The following is a 23061-nucleotide window of genomic DNA, read 5'->3' as shown; positions in this document are numbered from 1 at the left end:
CCGTCTGGCGAGTAGAGGGCGGCGATGAGAAGGTAGGAGCTTCACGATCACTGGGAGTGAAGCGATGGCCAATCAGCGGGAAGGCAAGAGCGGACGAGCCGGGGCAAGGTATGACCGCCACGATGAAGCTTTCTGGCGCGATCTACTGGCGCAATGGGGGAACAGTGGCGGGAGCATCCGCGCCTTCTGCCGGAAGCACGGCTTGGCGGTCAGCACTTTCGGTTTGTGGCGCAAGCGCTTGAGCCACGAGCAGCAACTGCCCGTGGTGCCGCCAATGGCATTGACCGCGGACACGGCATTCATCGCCGCGGCAACGGTCGCAGTACCGACTGTCGTGTCGGCGAGCGACCCACTACCGTCGAAGTCTCGCGACCAAGTGGTCGTCACGCTCGGCGGCGCGCGTATCGAGCTGAGTGGGATGCATGCCGAACGCATCGTGCGCTTCGTGCTGGGGCAGTTGGGAGGCGGCCGGTGCTGATCGGCGGCGATGTGCAGGCTTTCATCTGCCGTGACGCGGTCGACATGCGCAAGTCCATCGACGGCCTATCGTATCTGGTGGAGCCGTTGCTGGCCAAGAGTCCGCTGTCGGGGCACTTGTTTGTCTTCGTCGGCCGAGATCGATCGAAGGTCAAGATTCTGTATTGGGGGACCGCACCGGCTTCGCGTTGTGGTACAAGCGGCTTTCGCACGGCCGGTTTCCCTCGCCCGCGACACTAGCCCAGCGTGGCTTCACACTGGCCGAATTGAACGCTTGGCTCGAAGGCATCGAGATCCCGGCGGTTCGACCCCACCGCACTGTCACGGCCACGCGCATCTCGTGACTTGTAAACCTGCCGGCGCTGGCGCATCATGGCGCCATGCTTCCGGTACTGACACCCTCCGACCTGCCAGCCGATCTCGAGGCGGTACGTACTCTCGCGCTGGAGCAGAACCGGGTCGCCCGCGCGCTGTGGGAGCAACTGGAGATATTGAAGCATCAGGTCGCGCAGCTTAACCGTGCGCGGTTCGGCGCCAGTTCCGAGCGCCTGCCGGGGCAGGCCGAACTCTTTACGCAGCCGCTGGACTTGCCATCACCGCCGGCGGCGCCGCAGGTCAAGGTGACTGGCCACATCCGCAAGGGCCGTCCTGCCTTGCCCAAGGACCTGCCACGCACGCGCATCGAATACGACCTGTCCGAGGCGCAGAAGGCAAGCTTCGACTCCCTGGAGCGCATCGGCGAGGAGCGCAGCGAGACGCTGCACTACGAGCCGGCCAGGCTCAGCGTGATCGAGCACATCCGCTTCAAATACGTGGCCACGAAGGGCGGCGAGTCCACCATCGTGACGGCTGCCGCGCAGCCCTCGCCGCTGCCCAAGAGCAACGCCAGCGCAGGGCTGCTGGCCAGCATTCAGGTCGACACCTTCGTGGACCACCTGCCGATCAATCGGCAGGAAACGCGCTATGCGCGCCTGGGGGTGCACCTGCCAAGGGCCACCCTGTGCGAATGGAAGCTGGCTTCTGCCGAGCTGCTGGCAACGCTGCTGCCGCCCTTGCGCAACCACGTCCTGCGAGCGCCGCGCGTGCATCTGGACGACACCACGCTGCCATTGCTCGAACGCGGTCGCACAAGCACACGGCAGGCCCATCTGTGGGGCTACCTCGGGGCCGGGCAGCGGCAGGAGAACGGGTTGTGGGTTGACCACCCGCCGGCGGTCCTGTTCGAGTTCGCCGAGTCCCGCACCGGGACCTACCTCCTGAACTTCCTGCGCGACTACCACGGCTACCTGCAGGCTGATGCCTACAGTGGCCACGATGCGCTTTACCGTACCGGTCGGATCATCGAGGTCGGATGCTGGGCGCATTGCCGTCGACGCTTCTTCGAGATCGCCAAAGCCCAGAAGACACCAGGGCTGGCGGCGCAGGCGCTGACGTGGATCGCCCGGCTGTATGCCATCGAGGCCGACATCAAGGACAAGTCACCGGAGCACAAGCTGGCGGCGCGCCAGGCCGAGGCTGTGCCGCTGCTGGCGCAGTTCCACCAGTGGCTGCAGGGCAATGCCCACGGCCTGCTTGCCAGGCAGCCGCTGGCACAAGCCTTCGGCTATGCGCTGCGGCACTGGCAGGCGCTGGTGCGCTACACCGAGAGCGGCATCCTCGAGCCCGATAACAACCGCCTCGAGCGCGCGATCCGCCCGATTGCCCTCGGCAGGGCGAGCTGGATGTTCGCGGGCGCGGCGGGCGCACTGCTGCCACGATGTATTCCTTGCTCGGGACCTGCCGCCTGAACGGCATCGAGCCCTACGGCTGGCTCAAGGACACGCTGGAGCGCCTGCCGGCCCACCCCACAGCCAGGTCCACGAACTGCTGCCGCTGGCGCGCTAACCGCTACACTGCGCGTCATGGACATCCTTGACGCCCTGCGCCTGGCCCCAAGTGCCGACCTGTACCGCCTGTATCTGACCATCGGGCGAATGATCAACGATCCCAAGCGTATCCTCGAGGCCCGCAGGCACCTGCATATCGGCATGACCGTGGGCTACGTCGCCGACGACCTGACCCAGCCGCTGCGCCAGGGGCGCGTCCTCGAGCTGCGTCAGACCCAGGCCCTGGTCCAGGACACCAGCAGCGGCCGCCACTGGATCCTGCCCTACGCCGCCGTGCTCGCCGAGCCCACTACCGCCGCGCAGCAACCACCGCACGCTTCACCGCCACCACCGCCCCGGGCGCAGCGCGCGGACTTCCGGGTCGGCGATACCGTCACCTTCACCGACCAGCACCTCAGCGAACGCATCGGCACCATCGTGCGCATCAACCAGAAAACCGCCTCCATCGAGTGCGACCCGAACGAAGGCCACTGGCGGGTCTCCTTCGCGCTACTGCGCAAGGTCGTCGACCTGTAGCCCCCACCGCTTACCGTCGCTCGCCAGACGGGTTCCGCTGACGGTTACATTGATCTCTTCCCAGATCTGGGTAATTTTGGCGTCGCGCAGGCGCTCAACGCGATAGTCGTGGTTGTCAATAGCCGTAGCCGCCGAACAACTGCGGCGCGTCGGTCGTGATGCGCATGGCAGGCGGATCTGAATCTCTTCGCCATAACGGAGATCCGCAGTATGGCAATGGCGCCCCCGAACCGCGATCACGGAGACAAGCTTGTATCACCCCGCTGCAGTGCCCGGGTATCCGAGGACATGCGACCACTTACCCGCGGGATGACGGGCTTCCGTCACGCGTCTGTGCGACGCGCCGCTTGCCTTACGCGTCGGCCGCGGTGGGATCCTGTCCCGCCAGTGTGCGCGGCAGGGCAAAGAGAATCAGCAACGCTGCCAGAAGGGTGAATGCGGCAACCGCATAGAGCCCGAGGGTCGTGTCGCCGGTCAGGTCTTTGACCTTACCCACCAGATAAGGGCTGATCATGCCGCCAAGATTGCCCACGGAATTGATCAACGCAATACCACCGGCTGCAGCCGTACCACGGAAGTACTTGGGAGGAAGCGTCCAGAACACCGGAAGACATCCCATGATTCCCACGGCGGACAATGTCAGGGCCGCCAGTGCGATTCCGGTGTGCGCACCAAATGCCGCAGAAATGATGTAGCCAATTCCCCCGGCTAGCACGGCAAGGCCCAGATGCAAGCGGCGCTCCCCTGTACGGTCCGACCGATGCCCAATCCACACCATCCCGATACCGGCTGCTGCATATGGGATGGCGCTCAACAATCCGACGACCTCGGTGCTGGCAATCCCCGTGTTCTTGATCAATTGCGGCATCCAGAACGTCAGCCCATACATGCCCATCAGGATGAACATATAAACGACTGCCAGAAAAATGGTGGCCGGTTGACGCAGGGCGAGACCGAACTTGTGTACCGATGTTCCGGTTGCATCGCCGGCCAAGTTGGCTTGCAGAACCCTCTTCTCCTCCTCGGACAGCCATGTCGCCAGAGCTGGCTTATCGGTTAGGCAGAACAGCACCACGAAGCCCAACAATGCGGTTGGTATTCCCTCAAGCAGGAACAGCCACTGCCACCCTGCCCAATCATTGATTCCTGCAAAATTGGTCATGATGATACCGGCAAGCGGCCCGCCCAATACGCCGGAAATCGGGATCGATGTCATGAAGTAGCCGGTGATACGCGCGCGCCGCGGGGCGGGAAACCAGTACGTGAAGTACAGGATTGCGCCCGGCAGAAAGCCGGCTTCAGTTGCACCGATCAGGAAGCGCAGGATGTAGAACCATGTTTCATTGGTGACGAACATCATGGCGGCAGAGGCGATGCCCCACGAGATCATGATGCGCGCAATCCATCTCCGCGCTCCAGTCCGGGCGAGTATCAGATTGCTAGGTACCTCAAATATGAAGTAGCCCACAAAGAAGATGCTGGCGCCCAGCCCATAGGCCGCGTCCGAGAACCCGAGATCGGCCTGCATCTGAAGCTTCGCGAAGCTGATATTGACTCGATCTAGATATGCAAAGACAAAGCAGACCGCCATCAGCGGAATGATTCGCCACATGACCTTGCGATAGGCGACGGTCTCCAGACTGACCAGCCCACTTGGGGATAGCGCTTCTATTCGTTGCATATGAGTCTCCTTGCGGACCGGCGGTCCGCGCATGATGGATGAGTAGCCGGCGGCGTGGTGACCTCACCAGACCCGGCAACAACAATCACTCCACCGCACGTGGCGGGGTGACCGGCGCTTCTGTCGGCGCCTTTTCGACGACAAGGTGAGAAACGCAGACAACGAGATCGCTCGGCCTCGGCACCAGGCGCCTACAGGTGACCGCTTCTCCAGCGTGAGAATCGCTGCAGATCAACGGATACCCATCGTTTGCGACGCCCGATCCCGGCAATGTCACGGCCTGCCTTGACCACCCGAAGTGCCAGCGAACGAAAGCAGGATAGGCGGCCAGATCGCCTGGCCGCCGACGGACCTACTGTCGTCGGCGGCGTTCGGCTTCATCCCATGCCATCAAAGCCTGATAGTCAGGAACCAGACTCAAGCCCTTCTGCATGTCTGAGGAAACCACCGATTGTGAGGTCACGACGTCGATCAAGGCCGGAGCATTGGCGAGTGCGCGCTCCAATGCGCCCACCATATCTTCTGGCTTCTCCACGCGTTCACCATGGGCGCCGAGTGATCGCGCCAATCCGGCGTAGTCGGAATGACGTAGGGTCGTCCCCACGACACGTCCGCCATAGTTCATTTCCTGATCGATTCGCTCAAGGTTCCAAGCCGCATTGTTGGAGACAATGAAGACCACCTTGGCGCCATGCCTGACCGCTGTGTCGATCTCCATCGCGTTGATGCCGAACGCGCCGTCTCCATTCACCGAGATCACTTGACGGCCGGGTTGCGCAAGCGCTGCGGCAATGGCAAACGGAACGCCCGCGCCGAGGCACCCAAATGCCCCCGAATCCATGTAAGTATTGGATTGCAGCCCGGTTCGCGCGAAGCTCAACAAGTCTCCGCCATCGGCAACGCCAATGTAGTCCTGAAATGCCACTTCGGCGATGGCATCGAAGATCACCCGCGGGTGGATCTTCCCGTCACTGCCGAGCGTTTCGCGTTGCTCCAGCGCAGCCGCTCTGGCCACCCGCGACAGATGCCGGTCGCGCACATTCGCGGCCCACGACACATCCACGGCTGCGGATCGACCGTCCGCCAGAGACAGCATCGATTCGATGGTCTCTCGTGCGGAAGCCAGAATTTCAGGACGCCCGCGCCGGTTGTCGAACAATTCACCAGGCGCGTCGGCAATGCGAATGAAGCGCGCATGCGGGAACACCGCGGGAGAACCATAGCCGAGTTGGTAGTCCAGCTTTCGACCGACCAGCAGCACCACGTCGGCGTCAGTCATCACCTGAGACCGCGCCGCGCCCACCGACGCCGGGTGGTCATAGGGCACGACGCCACGGCTCTCTTGCGTGTCGAGATACAGAGCGCCGGTGGCTTCCAGCAAACGGACGATCGCGTCCCCAGCGCCTTTCGCACCACGGCCGGTAATAACTACCGGTCGCTTTGCCGCCCAGAACACCTCCATGGCTTCGCGCGTCGCGACGGGATCCGGGTACATGGGCCGTCGCGGCGTGGGTTGCATCCAGTCATCAAGAATCAGTTGTGGCAGTATCGGGGTGCGCAGCACATCAGTAGGTACCTCAATGTATGCCGGTCCCGGTTCACGCACATAGCCAGCGGCACAGGCGAAGGCCTCATTGAATTCGCGCACGACATGGTCGGCGATGCGAGCCGTCCGCGAATAACGCGTGACGGGCTTCAGGATGTCGACGTGAGGGATGTCCTGCAACGGCCCCATATTTGACTGCTGCTGCGACGGGCAACCGCCGATTAACAGTACAGGTACACGCGATACAAAGGCGTTCGCCATAGCCGTAACGGTATTGGTGACGCCGGGACCGGCGGTGGCCAGTGCTACTCCAATCTGTCCTGTCAACTCCGCATGAGCATGCGCCATATAAACCGCGGCATCCTCGTCGCGCACATCGACAATCTGTATCCCGGTTCGACCGATATGGTCCCACAGCGGTTGCAGATAGCTGCCCTGCAGGCCGAATACACGATCGATACCCTGTGCCTTCAGAAATTTGGCGATCCAGGCAGCACAACTATTAACGTCCTGATTGACGTCCTGATGCTTATTGAGACTCATGACTACTCTCCTCGTGCGTCAATGATTGCCGTCGCGCTCGGCAAACCTTGTTCTTAATAGACGATGTTGAATTTTTCCGGTCGCGGTTCTGGGCATTTCGCCGTCACAGATGAACGAGACGGAGCGCGGCCTCTTGTAGCCCGCGATTCGGTCCTTGCACCAGGCAATCACCTCGTCAGGCGTCAGTGTTTCCCCCACGCGAGGGACCACCACCGCGTGTACCCGCTCCCCCCACTTCTCATCGCTCAAACCGATGACAGCAACGTCTCCGACTTTCGGATGGGCGGCAAGCATGGTCTCGACCTCTGAGGGATAGATGTTTTCCCCGCCAGAGATGATCATGTTGCTCTTACGGTCAACAAGATGAATGTAGCCGTCCTCATCTCTGAATCCGAAATCCCCTACGGTGCAGTATTCCCCACGGAAAGCATCTTGCGTCTTCTCTGGCAGCCCCCAATAGCCGTCGAATAAGTAGGGGTTGCTTGCATAGAGCTCGCCGGGCTGACCATCGGGAACCTCGTTGCCGTCTTGGTCAAGGAAGCGGATTCTCCGGCCTCCCACGCATTCCCTCCCAACAGAGCCGAGCTTCGAAAGCTGCTCATTCGGGTGAAGCATCGTCACCCAACCGGTTTCGGTGGATCCGTACATTTCGTACAAGCCGGAATTCTTGAAGTATTCGAGAATCTCCAGCTTGGTTTCGCGACGAGCTGGAGCTGATGAAATCATCAGCTTTCGGACTCGACTCACATCGTAGTGATTGCGAATCTGCGGCTCCAAACCGAGCATCATGGTGTAGTGCGTCGGCACCAGAGAGGTGAATGTACTCTCGCCTGTCGAGAAGGTTTGTAGCAGGTGCTCGGGATCAAAGCTCTTGCGACTGTAGACCGTACAGGTGGCGCCTGCATAGAGAAAGGCGCCGAAGAAGTACAAGGAGTTAGCGTGGCAGAGTGGCATGACGAGCAAGGCGCCGTCGTCATGGCTGAGCCCCATCTCAGCCAGCGTGGCAAGCGAAAGCGATGCGCTGCCCGCATGGCTTCGGAGCGCACCCTTAGGCTTGCCTGTAGTCCCCGACGTGTACATCAACGTCCAGGGATCATCCGCAGCGAGCAGTGATGCCGGCTCGGTGTCCGCTGCTGCAGCGATCAATGCTTCGTATTGACTAAAGCCGGCTGCTGGTTGACTGCTCCCAAAGACGATGCAGTTCCTTTCAGGCAAGGACAATTCCCTGCGCGCGTCTTCGAACGGCCCGAGCAATTCGGCTTGCACGAGAAATGCTCGCGCATCGCAGTTTTGCGCGATATAGGCAATTTCGGTACCAACTAGACGGAAATTGACCGGCACTGCGATGAGTCCCGCAATCGCCGTTGCGGCATAGATTTCTAACCACTCGATGCTGTTGTATGCGAGGACACAAACGCGATCCCCCTTCTTAAGCCCAAGCCCCAACAGCGCGTTGGCCAGCTTGCGGGACCGCTGATGCCACTGGCGAAACGTCAGACTTCGCTCGAGATCCTGCGCGCCGATCTTATTCGGCGTGCGCTGAGCGTGAAGGGACAGCATTTGGGGAAGACTTGCGATCGTTGCCATTTCATTGCTCCGCTGACGCACCCATCGTGACAAGGACTATTTGGCGTCGCGATCGCTCGGGCAGGTGATCACTTCCGTTATGTGTTTGTCGGACATGGGTCGTTAGACGCCATGCCATAGGACCTGATTGCATTGACTGGTCTCCTTTCAGGTTTCCGCATTAGTCGTTCGACGCACCTGTTAAAACTTGGCCCTACACGGTGCTGATTCCGCGCGTGCGGTCGCGGCTGTTCGCACTGGCGGGGTTCGGCTCTGGGCTGCGGCTTATTGCTGGCTCCAGAATCCGGGGTTCTGGATTCTGGGTTCTGGATCCAAAGAATAGGACAATGCATCGCCCTTGTATTTATGGGTTTACCCTTCTGCCGGAATCGAAATGGCGCTGCACTCACATTCAACGTTTGACGGTTGCTAGTGCGCGATGTACTCTGGATCCAGAGTACAAGGTACAAACTTGGAGGCCAGTGTGATCAAGCTGCAGAAGATTTCTGCCAGACCGGACTATGTGGAGGAGGTGTACAAGACGCTGTTGGATGCCATCAGCGATGGATCCCTCGAGGCCGGAACCCGCCTGAAGCAAGAGGAAATCGCGGAACAGATGCAGGTTTCCCGCTCGCCAGTGCTGAAGGCCCTCCTTCTGCTGAAGAAGGACGGCTTTGTGCAGGACGTCCCCGGTCGAGGTGTAGAGGTTGCGCCCATGGACGCCACCGCTATTTCCAACCTTTACATGATCCGCGGCGCCCTCGACGCGCTTGCCGCCCGCCTTGCCGCCGAGCGCCGCTATGAGATCGATCCCAAGCTCCTCGCGGCTGGACGACGGGTTATCAAGGGCAAGGACGTCAAGGCCATGGTCGATGCGGATATGGCCTTCCATCGGGCGATTTACGACGCATCCGGCAATCCCCTCATTGCAGAGAGCGCCGAGGTCTACTGGGCCCATCTGCGACGCGCAATGGGTGCCGGCTTGCAGTTCGCCACGCAGCGCGAACCGATTTGGGATGAACACGAGGCAATTGCCAAGGCAATTGCAGCAGGTGACAGCGCGCGCGCGGCCGAACTGAGCGAACTCCACACCACCCGCGCGCGGGAATTGGCCGTTCGGCTCAGCCAGTCTCAGGCGGAGCAGCGGTTGGCGATTGCGTAGCCGGACGCCATCGCGCATGGCCCACAGCTTGCCATTTGCTCAGCGGAAAGCGATTTGCGGCGAGCAGTGAAAGACGTTCGCGAAGCGACTCTCATCAAGGTCCCGTCTGCGAACCAGGAAGTTAGCAAGTACATGGGGGGAGCCTGAAGGCGTGATGACAAGCTTCACAGTTGCTGGCGGGCGCACACGTTTCCGCAGCGCCACACCGGGACGAGTAGGGCTTTCCAGTTGCTTAGCATATCCTTGTCATCGTGCTGTCGCGCCCCCCGCCGAAGTGAGATAGCCCTGTTGGTCAGCTTTCGGCTACCCATATTGCCTTCGCCTGTCTACTGAAGGCTCGGCCCTCGGATCTTCCACCCCAATGACACTCGGTTCCATAGTTTGTACAAATTTTCCGAGAGATTCTGCTCGAACATGGCGATGGTTTCGTCATCGCTGGACCATCTCGACGCCAACCAAGTGGTGTTGACGGGGTAATTACGATTCTTCAAGGCACTCCGTCTTGATGTCCGGACACAGTTGGACTCACAGGACCGCACAGGCGTGCGTGTCCGTTCCCGCCTTGCGGGCCATAATGTTCCAGCCGTCAGGCAGTACGATGCCATTCTTTACTGCGGTTAGTTCCGCGACGATCGAGACAGCGATTTCGTGAGGGGTCTTGCTTCCAATGTGAATCCCGATCGGTCCATGCATGCAGCGAGCCTGGTCTTCTGTGACGCCGAACTCAAGCAGGCGCTCACGTCTCATCCGGTTATTTGCGCGCGAGCCGATCGCACCGACATAAAAGGCGTCCGATTGCAACGCCTCCATCAACGCAAGGTCGTCGAGCTTAGGATCATGCGTCAGGGCAATCACCGCTGTCCTACGGTCAGGCCCCATGGCGATGACCGTGTCGTCCGGCATGGTTCTCACCAGCGTCGTTCCCGCCACGTCCCAATCGCCGACGTACTCGTCGCGAGGGTCGCAAACTGTCACCTGGTACTCCAATGCAACCGCCATGCTCGCCAGGAAGCTAGACAATTGCCCTGCGCCGATCAACAAAAGCCGGTACCGTGGGCCGTACACCGTCACGAGGTGCTGCGCATCGAGACTCAGGACATCATCGGGTTGCGCCGGTCGGAAGCAAATCGCACCAGACCTTAAATCGAGCACACGAGCAAACAGTTCGCGACGCTCTACCCGTTCTAGCATTTCTCCGATGCGGGCCAAGTCGCGATGCGATTCAAGTACGAGTTGAATCGTACCGCCGCAGGGCAAACCCATTCGCCGCGCCTCTTCCGCATTAACACCGTAGGTCACGATCTCCGGCGTGTCGAAGGAGAGGAATCTCTTGGAATTCTGATAGATCAGGTCATCCTCAATGCAGCCACCTGACACCGAGCCAGACACACGACCGTCGTCGCGCAGGGCCAGCATTGCCCCGATCGGACGCGGGCTGGAACCCCAGGTCCTGGTGACGGTCGCCAACGTTACTCCATGACCAGCCTCCAACCAGGCCTTAGCGTCTTTCAGTACTTGCAGGTCAATACTGTCCATGTAGGCTCCTTGGCGCCTCGTTCCGGCCGCAGGCCCCTAACGGAGCAACGTGAATGCCGTGGCAGCAGCCGCGCTCAAGCCAATGATCCAAGGAAGCAGGCGGGCGTAGGGGATGCCGCTGCTCGTTCGTGCAATGGGCGCCGCCATGACCTCTTCTGCCGGAGTAGTGACGGCCGGCGCTGCGGCTGCCAACGTCTGCTCGAAGGCAGTAAAGAAATCGTCAGCCATCTTCCTGGCCGCGCTGTCAACCAGCCTGGAGCCAATCTGCGCGAGCTTGCCTCCGATTTGAGCCTTGGCGGTGTATTGAACCCGCGTACCCTGTTCCTCGGCGCACAGCACGACATCAGCGCCACCCTTGGCGAACCCAGCTGCGCCACCCTGCCCTTCAAAAACGAGTGAATACGAGGTCGGCGCGTGTGCGTCGACAATGGTCAACTTGCCCTTGAAGCGAGCGCTGACAGGACCGACCCTCGCTGCCACCACAACTTCAAATGCGTTATCGGAAGTTGCGGAGATACTCTCGCAGCCTGCGATGCAGGACTTGAGGATCTCCGGGTTATTCAATGCATCCCAGACGGCTTGCTGCGGGGCATTTACATGCTGATGGTTCGAAAGTTCCATGGTCAGACAACTCAAACGTTAATGCGATAGGGAGCGGGCCGTGGCTGCGCCCAATCTCCCCGGATCAAACCTCAATCCTGAGGCGCGCGTGGCTGAGCGGCGCAATCAGCCATTTTTGCACTGCGCTTCCCGTACAATCCGGCGAATACGGCTAGGGGTAAGCGGGACCTCGGTCAGTTCCACACCGTACGGTCGCAGCGCATCCTCAACGGCTTGCACCATCACCGGCGGTGCAGCCATGCGTCCGCCCTCGCCGCCACCCTTAATACCGAATTCCGTGTAGGGCGACGGCGTCTCCACGTGACCGACACGCAGATTCAAAGGCACCTCATGCGCAGTTGGCATGTGGTAGTCCGCAAAAGACGCCGTGAGCAACTGGCCATTGCTGTCGTAGTGGAATTGCTCATACAGGGCCGTGCCGATTCCTTGAGCCGCGCCGCCTCGCACATGGCCATCGAGCGTCATGGGGTTAACCACAGTGCCGCAATCGTGTACAGCGACATAGTCAAGGATGGTCACTTTCCCAGTCTGCGGATCAACCTCGACCGCAGCCGCGTGTGCCATATGCCCCATGATCGGGTAGAAGATGCCAAGATGGCTACGATCGGACGCCGGCATGGTTGTCAGCGGATGGTCGTAAACCGAGGTTGTTTCCAGGCCGCTGGAGAATTCTGGCGTATCCGGGAAGTCCAGACGGAAATAGTGGATAGCCGATGCAAGTTCCGCAATCGTCTTGCCCGATCCCGGGATGCCCTTGATGATAACGCGACCGCCGGACAGTTCCAGGTCGTCGCTACTGCATTCCAGCATATGTGCGGCAAACCGGAACATTTTGTTGCGCAGCGTCCTTGATCCCGCCACGACGGCCCCTGCAACCATCACCGTATATCGACTGCCGCCCGGCCCTGTACCGTTGAACCCCGCGTCCGTATCAGCGTAGCTGACCGAGATGTCAGACGGCTCAACGCTGAGCGCCTCCGAAACAATCTGCGTCACCACGGTCTCGGGACTGTTGCCCCAGAATGGCGCGTTCAGCTTGACAAATACCTTACCGGTGGGATCGATCCGCATCGACACCGCCTCGGGCGAACTGGTCAGCGCGAATCCAGGCTGCTCCGGAGGATTCAGCGACCAGAACTCGGTCGAACTGAACACGCTGCGCTCCTGGCAGGTCACCACGCCGATGCCGATGTACTTGCCTTCCTTGCGCGCGGCTTCCTGCCGGGCACGCCATCCCTCATAGTCGAACATCCTGAGCATCTCTTGCATGACCGCCTGGTAGTTGCCGCTGTCATACACATTGCCCGTGGGAATCACGAAGGGAAATTCCTCCGGGCGGATCAGGTTGCGCCGGCGGATCTCGACCGGGTCCAGATTTAGCTCTCGCGCGGCAGCATCCACCATCCGCTCTATCACGAAGTTGGATACTTCCGAACCAAAGCCACGATACGCGCCCTGCTGGCACTTGTTGGTCAGCACTGCGATGATTCTCGCCTGCACACTATTGATACGATAGGGCCCAACGATCTGAGAGAATGCATTGCCGTGTGTCCCATACCCATACTGCAGGTAAGCGCCATAATCATCCATGACTTCATAGCGAAGGGACAGGATAGTGCCATCGCGTTTGACCGCAAGCTCGGCTTCGTAGACACGGTCGGAGCCGTGTCCGTCAGCGTTGGTCATATTGTCGAGGCGGTCCTCGATGAACTTTACCGGCTGACCTGCAATGCGTGCCAGCCCCGCCGTCAGAACAATAACCTTGTGCAGGAACAGCTTCGAGCCGAAGCTGCCACCGGCAAGCGTCGGCACGATATTGAGCTGCGTCGAAGGGACGCCGAGAGAAGCTGCGCAGAGCCACCCGACATAGGTATACATCGACGTGTTGCAGTGGACCGTAAACTTCCCGGTGCCGGGATCGTACTCCGCAACCGCGCCGACAGTCTCCAGTGGCTGCGGCCCCGACCGGTTCCACCGCAGGCGACGCTTGATAACTAGATCGGAGCGAGCGAAGTCGTCGTCAACGGGACCGAACGCAAAGGTACGGTCCATCGCGACATTACTGTCACCCAGGTCCGGGTGGAGAACGGCTTCACCCTTGGCATGCAACGCCGCCTCGAAATCTGCAACGACCGGCAGCTCCTCGAAATCCACATCAATCAGTTCGAGTGCATCCTCCGCGATGTACCGGTCCACCGCAACGACAGCGGCAACCGCTTCGCCGACATGGCGCACCCGGTCGATGGCGATCGCGTGCTGAACGACAGGCGGGCTCGAGAATGTCACCGTCGGTCCAGTCGTTTCCGCAAACTCCTTGCCGGTGACGACGGCGATCACCCCGGGCAACTCGCGCGCACGACTGACGTCGATCGATTTGATACGGGCGTGAGCGAACGGGCTTCGCAGCAACGCAACATGAGCCATGTTCGGCAGCACGATATCGTCGACGTACTTACCGCGACCAGTGAGCAGTCGCGGATCCTCGACTCGCTTCATGCTCTTGCCGATCCAGCGCAAATTCTGACGAGGCGCTTCCGATTGCCGCGACGCCGGGATTTTTACGTCCGGGATATATCGCTCGGTCATGGCTGCACTCCTTGTTGTTGGCGCATGGTTTCGGCTGCCGACATGATGGCATCGACGATCGTCTGATAACCCGTGCATCGGCAGAGGTTGCCCGAGATGGCTTCTGCGACTTCTTCACGCGTGGGATTGGGATTGACACTCAGCAGCTCCTTGGCGGTCATGAGCATCCCCGGCGTGCAAAAGCCACATTGCAGGCCGTGCTTTTCCCAGAACGCCTGTTGCAACGGATGCAACTTCTCGATCGTGCCGAGGCTTTCGACTGTTTCTACAGCCGCCCCTTGCACCTGTACGGCGAACGTCAGGCACGAGCGTACCGTCTTGCCATCAAGCATGACGTTACAGGCGCCGCAGACCCCATGCTCACAGGCGACGTGTGTTCCGGTCAGATGGCATTCATTACGAAGAAAATCGGAAAGCAGCATACGGGTCGGTATGCTCCGCTCATAAGTTTTGCCGTTAACGTTGACGGCAACATCGATCTTGTGGACTGTCATGGCTTCAACTCCAGTGGTGCGTTGCAGTCAGGCATGCCCTTGGGCGCGCTCCGCCGCCCTGGCGAGCGCTCGGGCGGTCAGCGTACGAATCAGGTCGTGGCGGTACTGCCTGTCCGCATGGATGTCTTCGATAAGGTCGAACCCTTCACTAGCAAGCGCAGCGACGCGGTCGAACAACTCCGTTGACGGCGACTGGCCTGTCAGAGCTTGCTCGACCGCAGGCAGACGCCGCGCCCGGTCTGACACACCCGCGTAGGCGACCGACGCTTCCTCGATACGTCCACCGCGAATATCGAGCAGCGCGGCGACTAAAGTCATGGCGAAGTCGCCCTGGCGCGCCGACACTTCCTCAAACGCGTAACCGCGGCGGCTCGCCGGCACCGGGATTTGCACCTCGACCAATATTTCATTCGGTTCAAGTGCCGTGGCATAGATGCCCTGGAAAAAGTCCTCGGCCGCAATGCGGCGTTCGCCGCCAATGCCTCGAACCACCATAGTGGCCCCTACAGAGAGCATGACTGCCGGCATCTCCGAAGCCGGATCGGCGTGGCACAGATTTCCACAAAGGGTGCCGCGGTTCCGAACGGTTCCGTGCGCGACGTAGTGATAGGCTTCGCTCATCAAAGGACAGCATTCCTGGACTAGCGCTGAATCCTTCAGATCGGCGTGCCGCATTAACGCGCCGATACGGAGGATATCGCCGTCGCGACGGTGATAATCCAGTTCGCTCACGCCATTGATGTCAATCAGCACATCGGGCCGGGCCATCCGAAAGTTCATCATCGGCACAAGGCTTTGCCCGCCAGCAATTACCTTGGCGTCCGGGCCGGACTGTGCCAGCAGCCGCAGGGCGTCATCCAGCGTGCCGGGCCGGCGGTATTCAAAGGATGTGGGTTTCATATGTATTTCCAGGTCGTCGACTAGAGGCCAGTTGCAGATGTGGCCCGACGAATACATGAGGTTCCTGCTCTCGCGCCGATGACAGACGGTCACCGTTGCTGCTGCGACGCATGAGCCAACTGAAGGGGCGACCTAGGGACGCCTGACGAAATTAGAGGTGGAAGCGAGCGGCATCGAGGACGGAATGCCGTTCCACGGATGCAAAGGGCGGATGGGCAACATGTTGTCTCCTTTTGTCTTTATCGTTCGATAATTCTTGGTCGAAGCGCACACATTGTCAAGTGATAAATTACGAGAAGAAAGAAAGACAATATTTGATGCAGCTAGGTCCATGCTGGGGCGTGAAGTAAATCGGTTTCCGCCTTCCTGACAGCCCCCTCGCTCTTGCTGCGCTTCCCTAGCAGAGACATCCCTCTTCCATAATTCGAAGCGTGGGACATTTCTGTCTCCCAACCGGACACTTATGTCCGCCGGCTGTCTTCTGGGATTTGCTTAGGCTCACTTCAGAGCTGAGTTCGACAGCATTAATTACGGGATTACCCTCGAAAATTGCACCTAATCCTCCTTGGCACAGAACTTGATCATGCATCACCGCAATCGCAGCGCCGAACACACCAGCTGCGCATTGCTTGCGGCATGGCTCGCACCCCAAAGCCTGGCTCTGGGCGGCTGTGCAACAGAAATATTTACGCCCCTTCGACAAGGTCATCGCGACCGAACCGAACACATCAAAGAACTGGCGTCGCTCTGTCGCACGCCAACACAGGAGACGAAGTATGAGTCGTTGCGCAAAGCATTCTGCCGCCACGGTGTCAGCCCTGCTGGCCCTGGGCGCCACATTCAACGCCAACGCGCAATCTACTGTCACGCTGTATGGCGTGGCAGATATCAACGTCGAGTTTGCCAACCACGTCGGCAGCGTACCGTCGGCATCCAATCAATTCACTTCCGGCACCGGGGATAATGTCTACCGCATGAACTCTGGCGGCGTCGCCGGGTCGCGATGGGGCCTGCGAGGTGTTGAAGCACTGTCTGGTAGCTTGAACTCAGTCTTCGTGCTCGAAAGTGGCTTTGCCATCGATACTGGAGTCGGTGAACAAAGTGGACGGCTTTTCGGACGGCAGGCATACGTCGGACTGCAGGACCAACGCTATGGCCAGCTATCTTTTGGCCGGCAGTACACCTCTGCCTTTGATGCGCTGGCAAACTTCTCACCAATGGCATTTGCTACGCAGTATGATCCGGTTGTTGCACTCACCGGCCCAAACTTCCGGGAAGACAATTTGCTCAAGTATTCCGGCACATTCGGTCCGGTTACGGCGGTTGCGCATTGGTCCTTTGGTTCGGGCGTTGCCTTGCCACAAGTCGTAGCGCCCGGTGTCGCACTAGGCGGCAATGGCGAAGCGCCTGGGCACTTTCGGCGTGATACGGCGTATGGCGCCGGGCTGAACTATTTCGCCGGGCCGCTTGGCCTGGCGATCAGCTACGATCAGCTCAATCCGTCGATGGGTATCACTGGCGGCTCCATTAGCAGCGGTTCCTTCAAGAAAGCAGCTACTGCCGTCAGCTATAGCTTTGGCGCGGCGAAACTCATGGGGGGTTATCGCTGGGGACAAAACAAGGCACCCAATGGGGACACGCTTCAGCGCGACGATCTATACTGGATCGGTGGAACCTTTCAAGTCACACCCGCATTGAGCATTGCGCTCTCATACAACTACCAGAATCTGAAGAGACTCCTGGACAGCACGTCTTCACCGAATCCTTGGCAAGTAGGCTTTCTTTCCAGCTACTCGCTTTCCAAACGGACTGACCTCTATCTCACCAGCGCATTCTCGAAACATGCCGGGCTAATGCTTGACTCGGCCGCGACAGTGTTCGCAAACAGCCTCGCGCTCGGCAACAGCTACGCGCTTGCCACAGGGAAGGACAACATGTTCGGTGCTGCCGTGGGAGTCCGTCACACCTTCTGAGAGCCAGTTTGAAAGTTCAAGGATGGGCGGCTCTGCGCAGTAGAAGTCCGCCCATTGCAATATAGACCATGGCCTCGAATACGCCGGGACGCCGCTCATAGTCCCTGACCAGTGCATGTAGCGCAATGCGATGTTCCGTAAGCAGGGAACTGCCAGCGACCTCCTGCGCCAGGCCGTGCTTGAACGAATACTCTATCTCGGGAAAGGGGGGCAGGTCGTAGATGAACTCGCCCTCCAGGCAGGAGGGCGAGTTCATCTTCCGGCTGCCCGACAACCTGCCGGATCAGGCTCAGAGGGAACCGCTTGCCGATCACCGCAAGCGTCTGCAACAGTGCCCTCTCCGCGATGGAAAGCCGGTCGATGCGGGCGGCAAGCACCCCTTCTTTGTCGGAATATGCAAGCTGGGGAGCGTCTCCTCGATCTGGTAACTTTCGGGCACGCCCACCAGCGCGTTCTCCTCGGGACCAGAGTCCCGAACAGTGCGAGGATCCCGTCGCCCAGGGACTTGGCGACGTAGCCTTCGTAGTGATGCACGGTCTCCATCATGAGGCCACCACGGTCAATGAGATGGCGTGCTTCTTCGGGATCCAAGTCGTGGATCAACGCCGTCGATCCGGCCATGTCGGCAAATAGTGCCGTGATCGTTTTGCATTCGCCCGCGCGCTCCCCCTCGCTTCCAGCGTTGCCTGTTCGGGCAAGGTGCGCTCGGCCAGGTGGGGTGGCGTGTAATGAACCGGGGCAAACTCCGCAAGTGGAGTTGCACTTGGAGGCGCGCCACACTCACTGCAATACTTGGTTATTGGGCTCGACTCTAGTGTCCTGTCCCGTAAATAACTGGCATTAGTCTTGCATACCGTTTCGGCATTCTGGGAACGGAGATATCGAGATGATTACGGGCAGACCGAAGGCCGAATTGGTGTTGAGCGAAGACGAACGCGCGCAGTTGCAGGCGTTCGCGCGCAGCCGGTCGTTGCCTGCTGCGTTGAGCAATCGGGCGCGCATCATCCTCTGCAGCGCCGACGGTGAGCTCAATAGCGCGATCGCCGAGCGGCTGAAGATGGGCAACGCCACGGTCGGCAAATGGCGTGCGCGCTTCATTGCACGCCGAATCGCCTGTCTGTATGACGACGTTCGCCCGGGGGCCCCTCGCACGGTCGACGACGAACGGGTGGCGCAATTGATTCAGACCACCCTGCATACGAAGCCGGCCACTGGCTCGACACACTGGAGCGTGCGTGCTGTCGCGGCCGAGACCGGCATCTCCAAGAGCAGCGTGCAGCGCTACTTCCAACTCTTCGGGCTGCAACCTCATCGTACCGAAGGCTTCAAGCTGTCTACCGACCCGTTCTTTGTCGAGAAGCTGCGCGACGTGGTGGGCTTGTACCTGAGCCCACGTGACAACGCGCTGGTGCTGTGCGTGGATGAGAAAAGCCAGTGCCAGGCACTGGAGCGCACGCAGCCGATGCTGCCCATGGGATTCGGCTACGTCGAGGGCGTCACGCACGACTACAAACGTCATGGCACCACCACGCTGTTTGCGGCGCTGAACATCCTGAATGGAGCCGTGCTGGCGCGATGCAAACCGCGCCATCGCCATCAGGAGTTCCTGTCGTTCCTCCGAGAGATCGACCAGGCCGTGCCCGCCGAGCTGGACATTCACTGCATCGCCGATAACTACGCTACGCACAGCCACCCGAAGATCAAGACCTGGCTGGCAGCGCGTCCGCGTTGGCACATGCATTTCATCCCGACCTACAGTTCCTGGCTCAATCAGGTCGAACGTTTCTTCTCCCTCATTACCGATAAGGCTATCCGCCGCGGCTCGTTCACTAGCGTCAAGCAGTTGGTCCAACGCATCGATCATTTCGTGACCGCTTACAACGCGGACTGCCAGCCGTTTCGCTGGACTGCCACTGCCGACTCGATTCTCGAAAAGTTGCACCGACTTTGCTCACGTATTAGTGGGACAGGACACTAGTTGCCACAGCGTGGACAGACGCATGTCAGCTTGGCGCGGCACTCTTGAATTTTGCCGCAATTGGATTCTCGAACCGACATTTTGTGAAGCACATATCACTCTCCACCACTTCGGCCCGCCTTATAGGCCACTAGACGCCCAATTGATTCCGGTTTCAATCAGTGCTTGGGTGCCCGATCTGCTGCGGCCCGCTGACCTGCTCAAAGAACCGCCCCGCCCTGCGAGAGACAAGCCGAAAAAGCCCGTCACTTGAATACGGCAACGCTATGGCCGAGTTTCACAAGACAATGACTCCTCAACAAAGGCGCGAACTGCAGGGGAAAGCTCTCGCTTCCGGCTAGCGATTGCCAAATCAACAGCATACTCAAAGTCCTGGATGGCTCTGTAACAAACCTCCGGCTGTAGAAAATTCCGCATGGACTCGGGTACGACAGCCACGCCGTACCCAGCCGAAGCCAGGCTAATCGCAGAGATGAAATCCTGAACGCGATAGTCGAGAATCGCCGAAAATCCTCCGGCGGATCCCAACGCCGACAGTACCTCTCCGAAGCCCTCCTCCTCGTCGAACTGCGGCGAAACAAAGGACTGATCTTTCAGGTCACTGGCAACCAATCTTGGCTTCCTCGCCAGCGGATGGCTCTCCGCCATGGCAACGACCACACGTTCACTCTGTATGAGCGTTGCCGTCAAGCCCGCCGGATACTGGCGCCGCAGCCGCACAATGCCGACATCAATCTCGCCGCTATCCAGCGCTTCAAACTGCCGTGGCGTATCCATGGCCACGACCTCAACGCGCACATTTCCATGGGAAACGCGGAAATGGCGCATTAATCGCGTCAGCACACCGCTGCTCACGCCAGAAGCTACATATGCGATTCGGACAATGCCCGCAAGGCCTCGTGCCGCCAGCCGGCCGACCTGATCGGCTCGTTCCAGATGTCGCAACGCCCCCACGGCTTCCGCATGGAACAGACGCCCCGCATCCGTGAGCGTCACCGGTTGCCGTTTGTTCCGATTCAGCAGGCGAACTCCCATGTCCTGCTCCAACCGCTGAATCTGCGCACTCAGGGCGGATTGCGCCACATCGAGGCGATCTGCCGCCTTGGCGAAGTGCAGCTCCTCGACCACGGCAGTGAAGTATCGCAATTGCCGGGCATCGATCATTTGATCTCCATCTCCGAATAAAGATTATGTTCGGGCCGCTGGATGCCGACCAGGAAGCAGGCTGAAATGGAGTCCCGAACTTAGAAGGAGACCCCAATGAACGCACCGCTCGCAGACGCGATTCTCTCCACCCCCGAGCAACCCCTCTTCCATCTGTTGCCCCACGCCGATCACCATCGCCTCATGCATGTCACGGCCGACGAGGCCGCACTTTCCGGCTTTCTTGACGACGCCCGACATGTCGATGTCCAGAATCTCGAGTACGTCCCGTTCATGCGCTACCACCTCGCCAACCTGCTGGTCCAGCGCCTTGGCAACGGCTTCGCGCAAACCTTGATTGACTTGGTCAAGAACCGCCGCCACGGTGGATTCACGATGGGTCTCCAGGGCCTTTCGGATGACTCTGCAGACTTCGTCCGGCTCGGTACGGCCGTGTGCCATATCCTCGGCCCCAGCAATCACGATGCAATGTCCGGGACATACTACGCCCGCTTCATCGTGAAACACACGGACGACAGCGACTCCTACCTGCGCCAGGCCTATCGCCTGTTCACGATGCACACTGACGGGACGTTTGTCAGTGAGGCGACAGACTGGCTGCTGATGATGAAATTTTCCGAAGAAAATGCCATCGGTGGGGAATCGCGTTTCTTGCATCTTGATGATTGGGACGAGATCGAGCAATTCGTCAATCACAAACTTGGGACCAGGCCCTTCCAGTACAAGGCGCCAGGCTCCAAGAATGTCTCCGATAGAGTCGAGCGCCCCATTTTCTTCCAGAGCCAGTTCGGACTGTCGATGTCGTTCATTGATCAGTTCGTCCAGCCCGCCGACCGCGACGAAGCGGCCTTTCTCCATGCGTTGTCGGCCTCCATGGAGGCGTCCGCCGGCACGAAGGAAGTCTCCCTTCCGGTCGGCGACCTCGTCGTGCTGAACAACTATTTCTACCTCCACGGTCGGGCGCCTTTCAAGAAGAATGAGTCGCTGTTCCGTGAACTGATGCGACAACGCGGCACCCTCGCATCATGAGATGGGCTGGCGCTGTTAATCCCGTATTGCGATCGTGTCGATGCGGATGCCGCGCCACTCGAACGAGCAGAATGCAGGAAGACAAATGAAACTCCACGAAGGCACAAGAATTCCGGAGGGGCTGCCTGCCACGCAGCGCCATCTCGCCGCCTATGCGGCGAAGAAACATCTCCCTCCCAAGCTGCAGAAGATCCTTTCCCTGGCCGACTTCGAAGCCGCCGCGCGCAGCCATCTGCCACGGCCGTTGTTCGGCTACATTTCCGGCGCCGCCGAGGACGGCATATCCCTCAATGCCAATCGAAACGCATTCGAGCAGCTTAGATTTCTCCCCAAGGTCTTGATCGACGTATCCCATCGATCGCAAGACACCGCCATATTTGGCAAGACCTACGCATCTCCATTCGGCATTGCACCGGTGGGCATCAGCGCCATCTCGGCATATCGGGGCGACATCGCGCTGGCGCAGGCGGCGCAGGAGGAGAACATTCCGGCGATCATGAGTGGCTCGTCCCTGATTCCGATGGAAGCCGTCCATGCCGCTGCCCCCGGCACATGGTTTCAGGCCTATCTTCCCGGTGATACCTCGCGCATCGACGCGTTGATAGACAGAGTCGGCGCAGCAGGCTTCTCGACGCTCGTCATTACCGTCGACATCCCGGTATGGGCGAACCGCGAGAACAACGTACGGACGGGGTTCTCGTTGCCGTTGCGCCCCTCCCTCCGACTCGCAATGGACGGACTGGCCCACCCCCGCTGGCTCGCTGGAACCTTCTTGCGAACCCTCATCGCTCATGGCATGCCCCATTTCGAGAACTCCTTCGCGACCCGCGGCGCGCCCATGCTCTCGGCTTCGGCAATACGTGACACGACTGGCCGGGACCACCTGTCCTGGGCGGACATTGCGCGGATCCGCCAGCGCTGGACCGGAAACCTGGTCATCAAAGGCATTCTTCATGCTGACGATGCCAGGCACGCCGTTTCGCTTGGTGCGGATGGCATCATCGTCTCGAACCACGGTGGACGCCAACTGGATGGCGCAGTCGAACCCCTGCACGTACTGCCGCATATCTGCGATGCGGTCGGAGACCAGACGGTCGTGATGATGGACAGTGGCATCCGGCGAGGTGGCGATGTCCTCAAGGCGCTGGCGCTGGGCGCTCGCTTCGTCTTCCTGGGTCGACCATTCATGTATGCAGCGGTTGTCGGTGGCATACATGGTGTAAGACATGCTATCAGCCTGCTCAGGGAGGAAGTCGATAGGAACATGGCTATGCTCGGCACGCCAACGATTGCGCAGGTTCATCGCGACGTGCTTGCCTGAGCCTAACATGGGGTCGCGCAGACCGCGTGGCCCTTCGTACGCTACTCGATGCGTAGTGAGGCGGCCGGCTTGAACCGCCGAC

20 protein-coding genes and 2 pseudogenes are annotated in these 23061 nt (G+C 59.9%); 11 read left to right on the top strand and 11 right to left on the bottom strand.

The window, feature by feature from the left end:
- The first annotated feature begins 64 nt into the window (after positions 1–64).
- From tnpA to F7R26_RS36525, 6 genes are read left to right on the top strand one after another with little or no spacing between them, the layout of a single operon-like run.
- Positions 65–478 carry an IS66 family insertion sequence element accessory protein TnpA gene (gene tnpA, locus F7R26_RS36545; protein WP_058697598.1) on the top strand — a complete coding sequence of 138 codons (414 nt, stop codon included), beginning with the start codon at positions 65–67 and terminating at the stop codon, positions 476–478.
- Positions 472–717 carry an IS66 family insertion sequence element accessory protein TnpB gene (gene tnpB / locus F7R26_RS36540; protein ID WP_058697597.1) on the top strand — a complete coding sequence of 82 codons (246 nt, stop codon included), beginning with the start codon at positions 472–474 and terminating at the stop codon, positions 715–717. The genes tnpA and tnpB (F7R26_RS36540) overlap by 7 nt, the downstream gene beginning before the upstream one ends.
- The gene (gene tnpB, locus F7R26_RS41235) at positions 642–821 is read left to right on the top strand and encodes an IS66 family insertion sequence element accessory protein TnpB (protein ID WP_338404736.1); all 180 of its coding nucleotides are present in this window, start codon (positions 642–644) and stop codon (positions 819–821) included. The genes tnpB (F7R26_RS36540) and tnpB (F7R26_RS41235) overlap by 76 nt, the downstream gene beginning before the upstream one ends.
- A 36-nt stretch (positions 822–857) precedes the next feature.
- Positions 858–2264 carry an IS66 family transposase gene (gene tnpC, locus F7R26_RS36535; RefSeq protein WP_081050229.1) on the top strand — a complete coding sequence of 469 codons (1407 nt, stop codon included), beginning with the start codon at positions 858–860 and terminating at the stop codon, positions 2262–2264.
- The gene (locus F7R26_RS41880; protein WP_081050228.1) at positions 2234–2392 is read left to right on the top strand and encodes a transposase domain-containing protein; all 159 of its coding nucleotides are present in this window, start codon (positions 2234–2236) and stop codon (positions 2390–2392) included. The genes tnpC and F7R26_RS41880 overlap by 31 nt, the downstream gene beginning before the upstream one ends.
- Complete coding sequence (locus F7R26_RS36525; protein WP_058697594.1) at positions 2379–2879, top strand: hypothetical protein; 501 nt, start codon at positions 2379–2381, stop codon at positions 2877–2879. The genes F7R26_RS41880 and F7R26_RS36525 overlap by 14 nt, the downstream gene beginning before the upstream one ends.
- A gap of 352 nt (positions 2880–3231) precedes the next feature.
- Here F7R26_RS36525 and F7R26_RS36520 read toward each other — a convergent pair whose 3' ends face one another.
- The 3 genes from F7R26_RS36520 to F7R26_RS36510 all read right to left on the bottom strand — a co-directional run bounded on the left by F7R26_RS36520 (position 3232) and on the right by F7R26_RS36510 (position 8236).
- On the bottom strand, positions 3232–4560 hold the full coding sequence (locus tag F7R26_RS36520; protein ID WP_058697593.1) for an MFS transporter: 1329 nt from the start codon (positions 4558–4560) through the stop codon (positions 3232–3234).
- Positions 4561–4912: 352 nt separating this feature from the next.
- Complete coding sequence (locus F7R26_RS36515) at positions 4913–6649, bottom strand: thiamine pyrophosphate-binding protein (RefSeq protein ID WP_058697592.1); 1737 nt, start codon at positions 6647–6649, stop codon at positions 4913–4915.
- A gap of 18 nt (positions 6650–6667) precedes the next feature.
- Entirely contained in the window at positions 6668–8236 is a 1569-nt protein-coding gene (locus F7R26_RS36510; RefSeq protein WP_058697591.1) for a class I adenylate-forming enzyme family protein, read from the bottom strand.
- Positions 8237–8699: 463 nt separating this feature from the next.
- Between F7R26_RS36510 and F7R26_RS36505 the strand changes: the two genes are divergently transcribed.
- Positions 8700–9377, top strand: a complete 678-nt coding sequence (locus tag F7R26_RS36505; protein ID WP_233528044.1) for a GntR family transcriptional regulator — start codon at positions 8700–8702, stop codon at positions 9375–9377.
- Positions 9378–9902: 525 nt separating this feature from the next.
- On the opposite strand, the gene F7R26_RS36500 is transcribed toward F7R26_RS36505, so the two are convergent.
- The 5 genes from F7R26_RS36500 to F7R26_RS36480 form a co-directional block, all read right to left on the bottom strand.
- Positions 9903–10913 (bottom strand): XdhC family protein, encoded by a 1011-nt coding sequence (locus F7R26_RS36500; protein WP_058697589.1) that lies wholly within the window; start codon positions 10911–10913, stop codon positions 9903–9905.
- 36 nt (positions 10914–10949) lie between these two features.
- Complete coding sequence (locus F7R26_RS36495) at positions 10950–11534, bottom strand: CoxG family protein (RefSeq protein ID WP_070940825.1); 585 nt, start codon at positions 11532–11534, stop codon at positions 10950–10952.
- A 105-nt stretch (positions 11535–11639) separates the two neighbouring features.
- Entirely contained in the window at positions 11640–14120 is a 2481-nt protein-coding gene (locus F7R26_RS36490; protein ID WP_058697588.1) for a xanthine dehydrogenase family protein molybdopterin-binding subunit, read from the bottom strand.
- On the bottom strand, positions 14117–14614 hold the full coding sequence (locus F7R26_RS36485) for a (2Fe-2S)-binding protein (protein ID WP_058697587.1): 498 nt from the start codon (positions 14612–14614) through the stop codon (positions 14117–14119). Before F7R26_RS36485 ends, F7R26_RS36490 begins: the two co-directional genes overlap by 4 nt.
- A gap of 27 nt (positions 14615–14641) precedes the next feature.
- A complete protein-coding gene (locus tag F7R26_RS36480; protein WP_058697586.1) occupies positions 14642–15514 on the bottom strand; it encodes an FAD binding domain-containing protein in 873 nt (290 codons plus the stop codon).
- A 776-nt stretch (positions 15515–16290) separates the two neighbouring features.
- Here F7R26_RS36480 and F7R26_RS36475 point away from each other — a divergent pair.
- Positions 16291–17487: a porin gene (locus F7R26_RS36475; protein ID WP_058697585.1), complete on the top strand. Its 1197-nt coding sequence runs from the start codon at positions 16291–16293 to the stop codon at positions 17485–17487.
- A 16-nt stretch (positions 17488–17503) separates the two neighbouring features.
- On the opposite strand, the pseudogene F7R26_RS36470 reads toward F7R26_RS36475, so the two are convergent.
- Together F7R26_RS36470 and F7R26_RS36465 are read right to left on the bottom strand one after the other, a co-directional pair.
- Positions 17504–17599: pseudogene (locus tag F7R26_RS36470) on the bottom strand (IS5/IS1182 family transposase); the annotation flags it as partial.
- A 359-nt stretch (positions 17600–17958) separates the two neighbouring features.
- Positions 17959–18287, bottom strand: a pseudogene (locus F7R26_RS36465) (adenylate/guanylate cyclase domain-containing protein); the annotation flags it as partial.
- Positions 18288–18373: 86 nt separating this feature from the next.
- Here F7R26_RS36465 and F7R26_RS36460 point away from each other — a divergent pair.
- Positions 18374–19465 carry an IS630 family transposase gene (locus F7R26_RS36460; protein ID WP_058697583.1) on the top strand — a complete coding sequence of 364 codons (1092 nt, stop codon included), beginning with the start codon at positions 18374–18376 and terminating at the stop codon, positions 19463–19465.
- Positions 19466–19729: 264 nt separating this feature from the next.
- Here the strand turns inward: F7R26_RS36460 and F7R26_RS36455 are convergent, their stop codons facing one another.
- A complete protein-coding gene (locus F7R26_RS36455) occupies positions 19730–20629 on the bottom strand; it encodes a LysR family transcriptional regulator (RefSeq protein ID WP_058697582.1) in 900 nt (299 codons plus the stop codon).
- 96 nt (positions 20630–20725) lie between these two features.
- Between F7R26_RS36455 and glaH the strand changes: the two genes are divergently transcribed.
- Together glaH and F7R26_RS36445 are read left to right on the top strand one after the other, a co-directional pair.
- Positions 20726–21658, top strand: coding sequence for a glutarate dioxygenase GlaH (gene glaH / locus F7R26_RS36450; protein ID WP_058697581.1), 933 nt, complete (start codon positions 20726–20728; stop codon positions 21656–21658).
- A gap of 85 nt (positions 21659–21743) precedes the next feature.
- On the top strand, positions 21744–22979 hold the full coding sequence (locus F7R26_RS36445) for an alpha-hydroxy acid oxidase (protein ID WP_058697580.1): 1236 nt from the start codon (positions 21744–21746) through the stop codon (positions 22977–22979).
- Positions 22980–23061 lie beyond the last annotated feature (82 nt).

This window comes from Cupriavidus basilensis, assembly GCF_008801925.2.
GTDB classification, from domain to species: domain Bacteria; phylum Pseudomonadota; class Gammaproteobacteria; order Burkholderiales; family Burkholderiaceae; genus Cupriavidus; species Cupriavidus basilensis.
The sequence above is the reverse complement of the archived record's forward strand: the minus strand, read 5'-3'. Positions and strand labels throughout refer to the sequence as shown.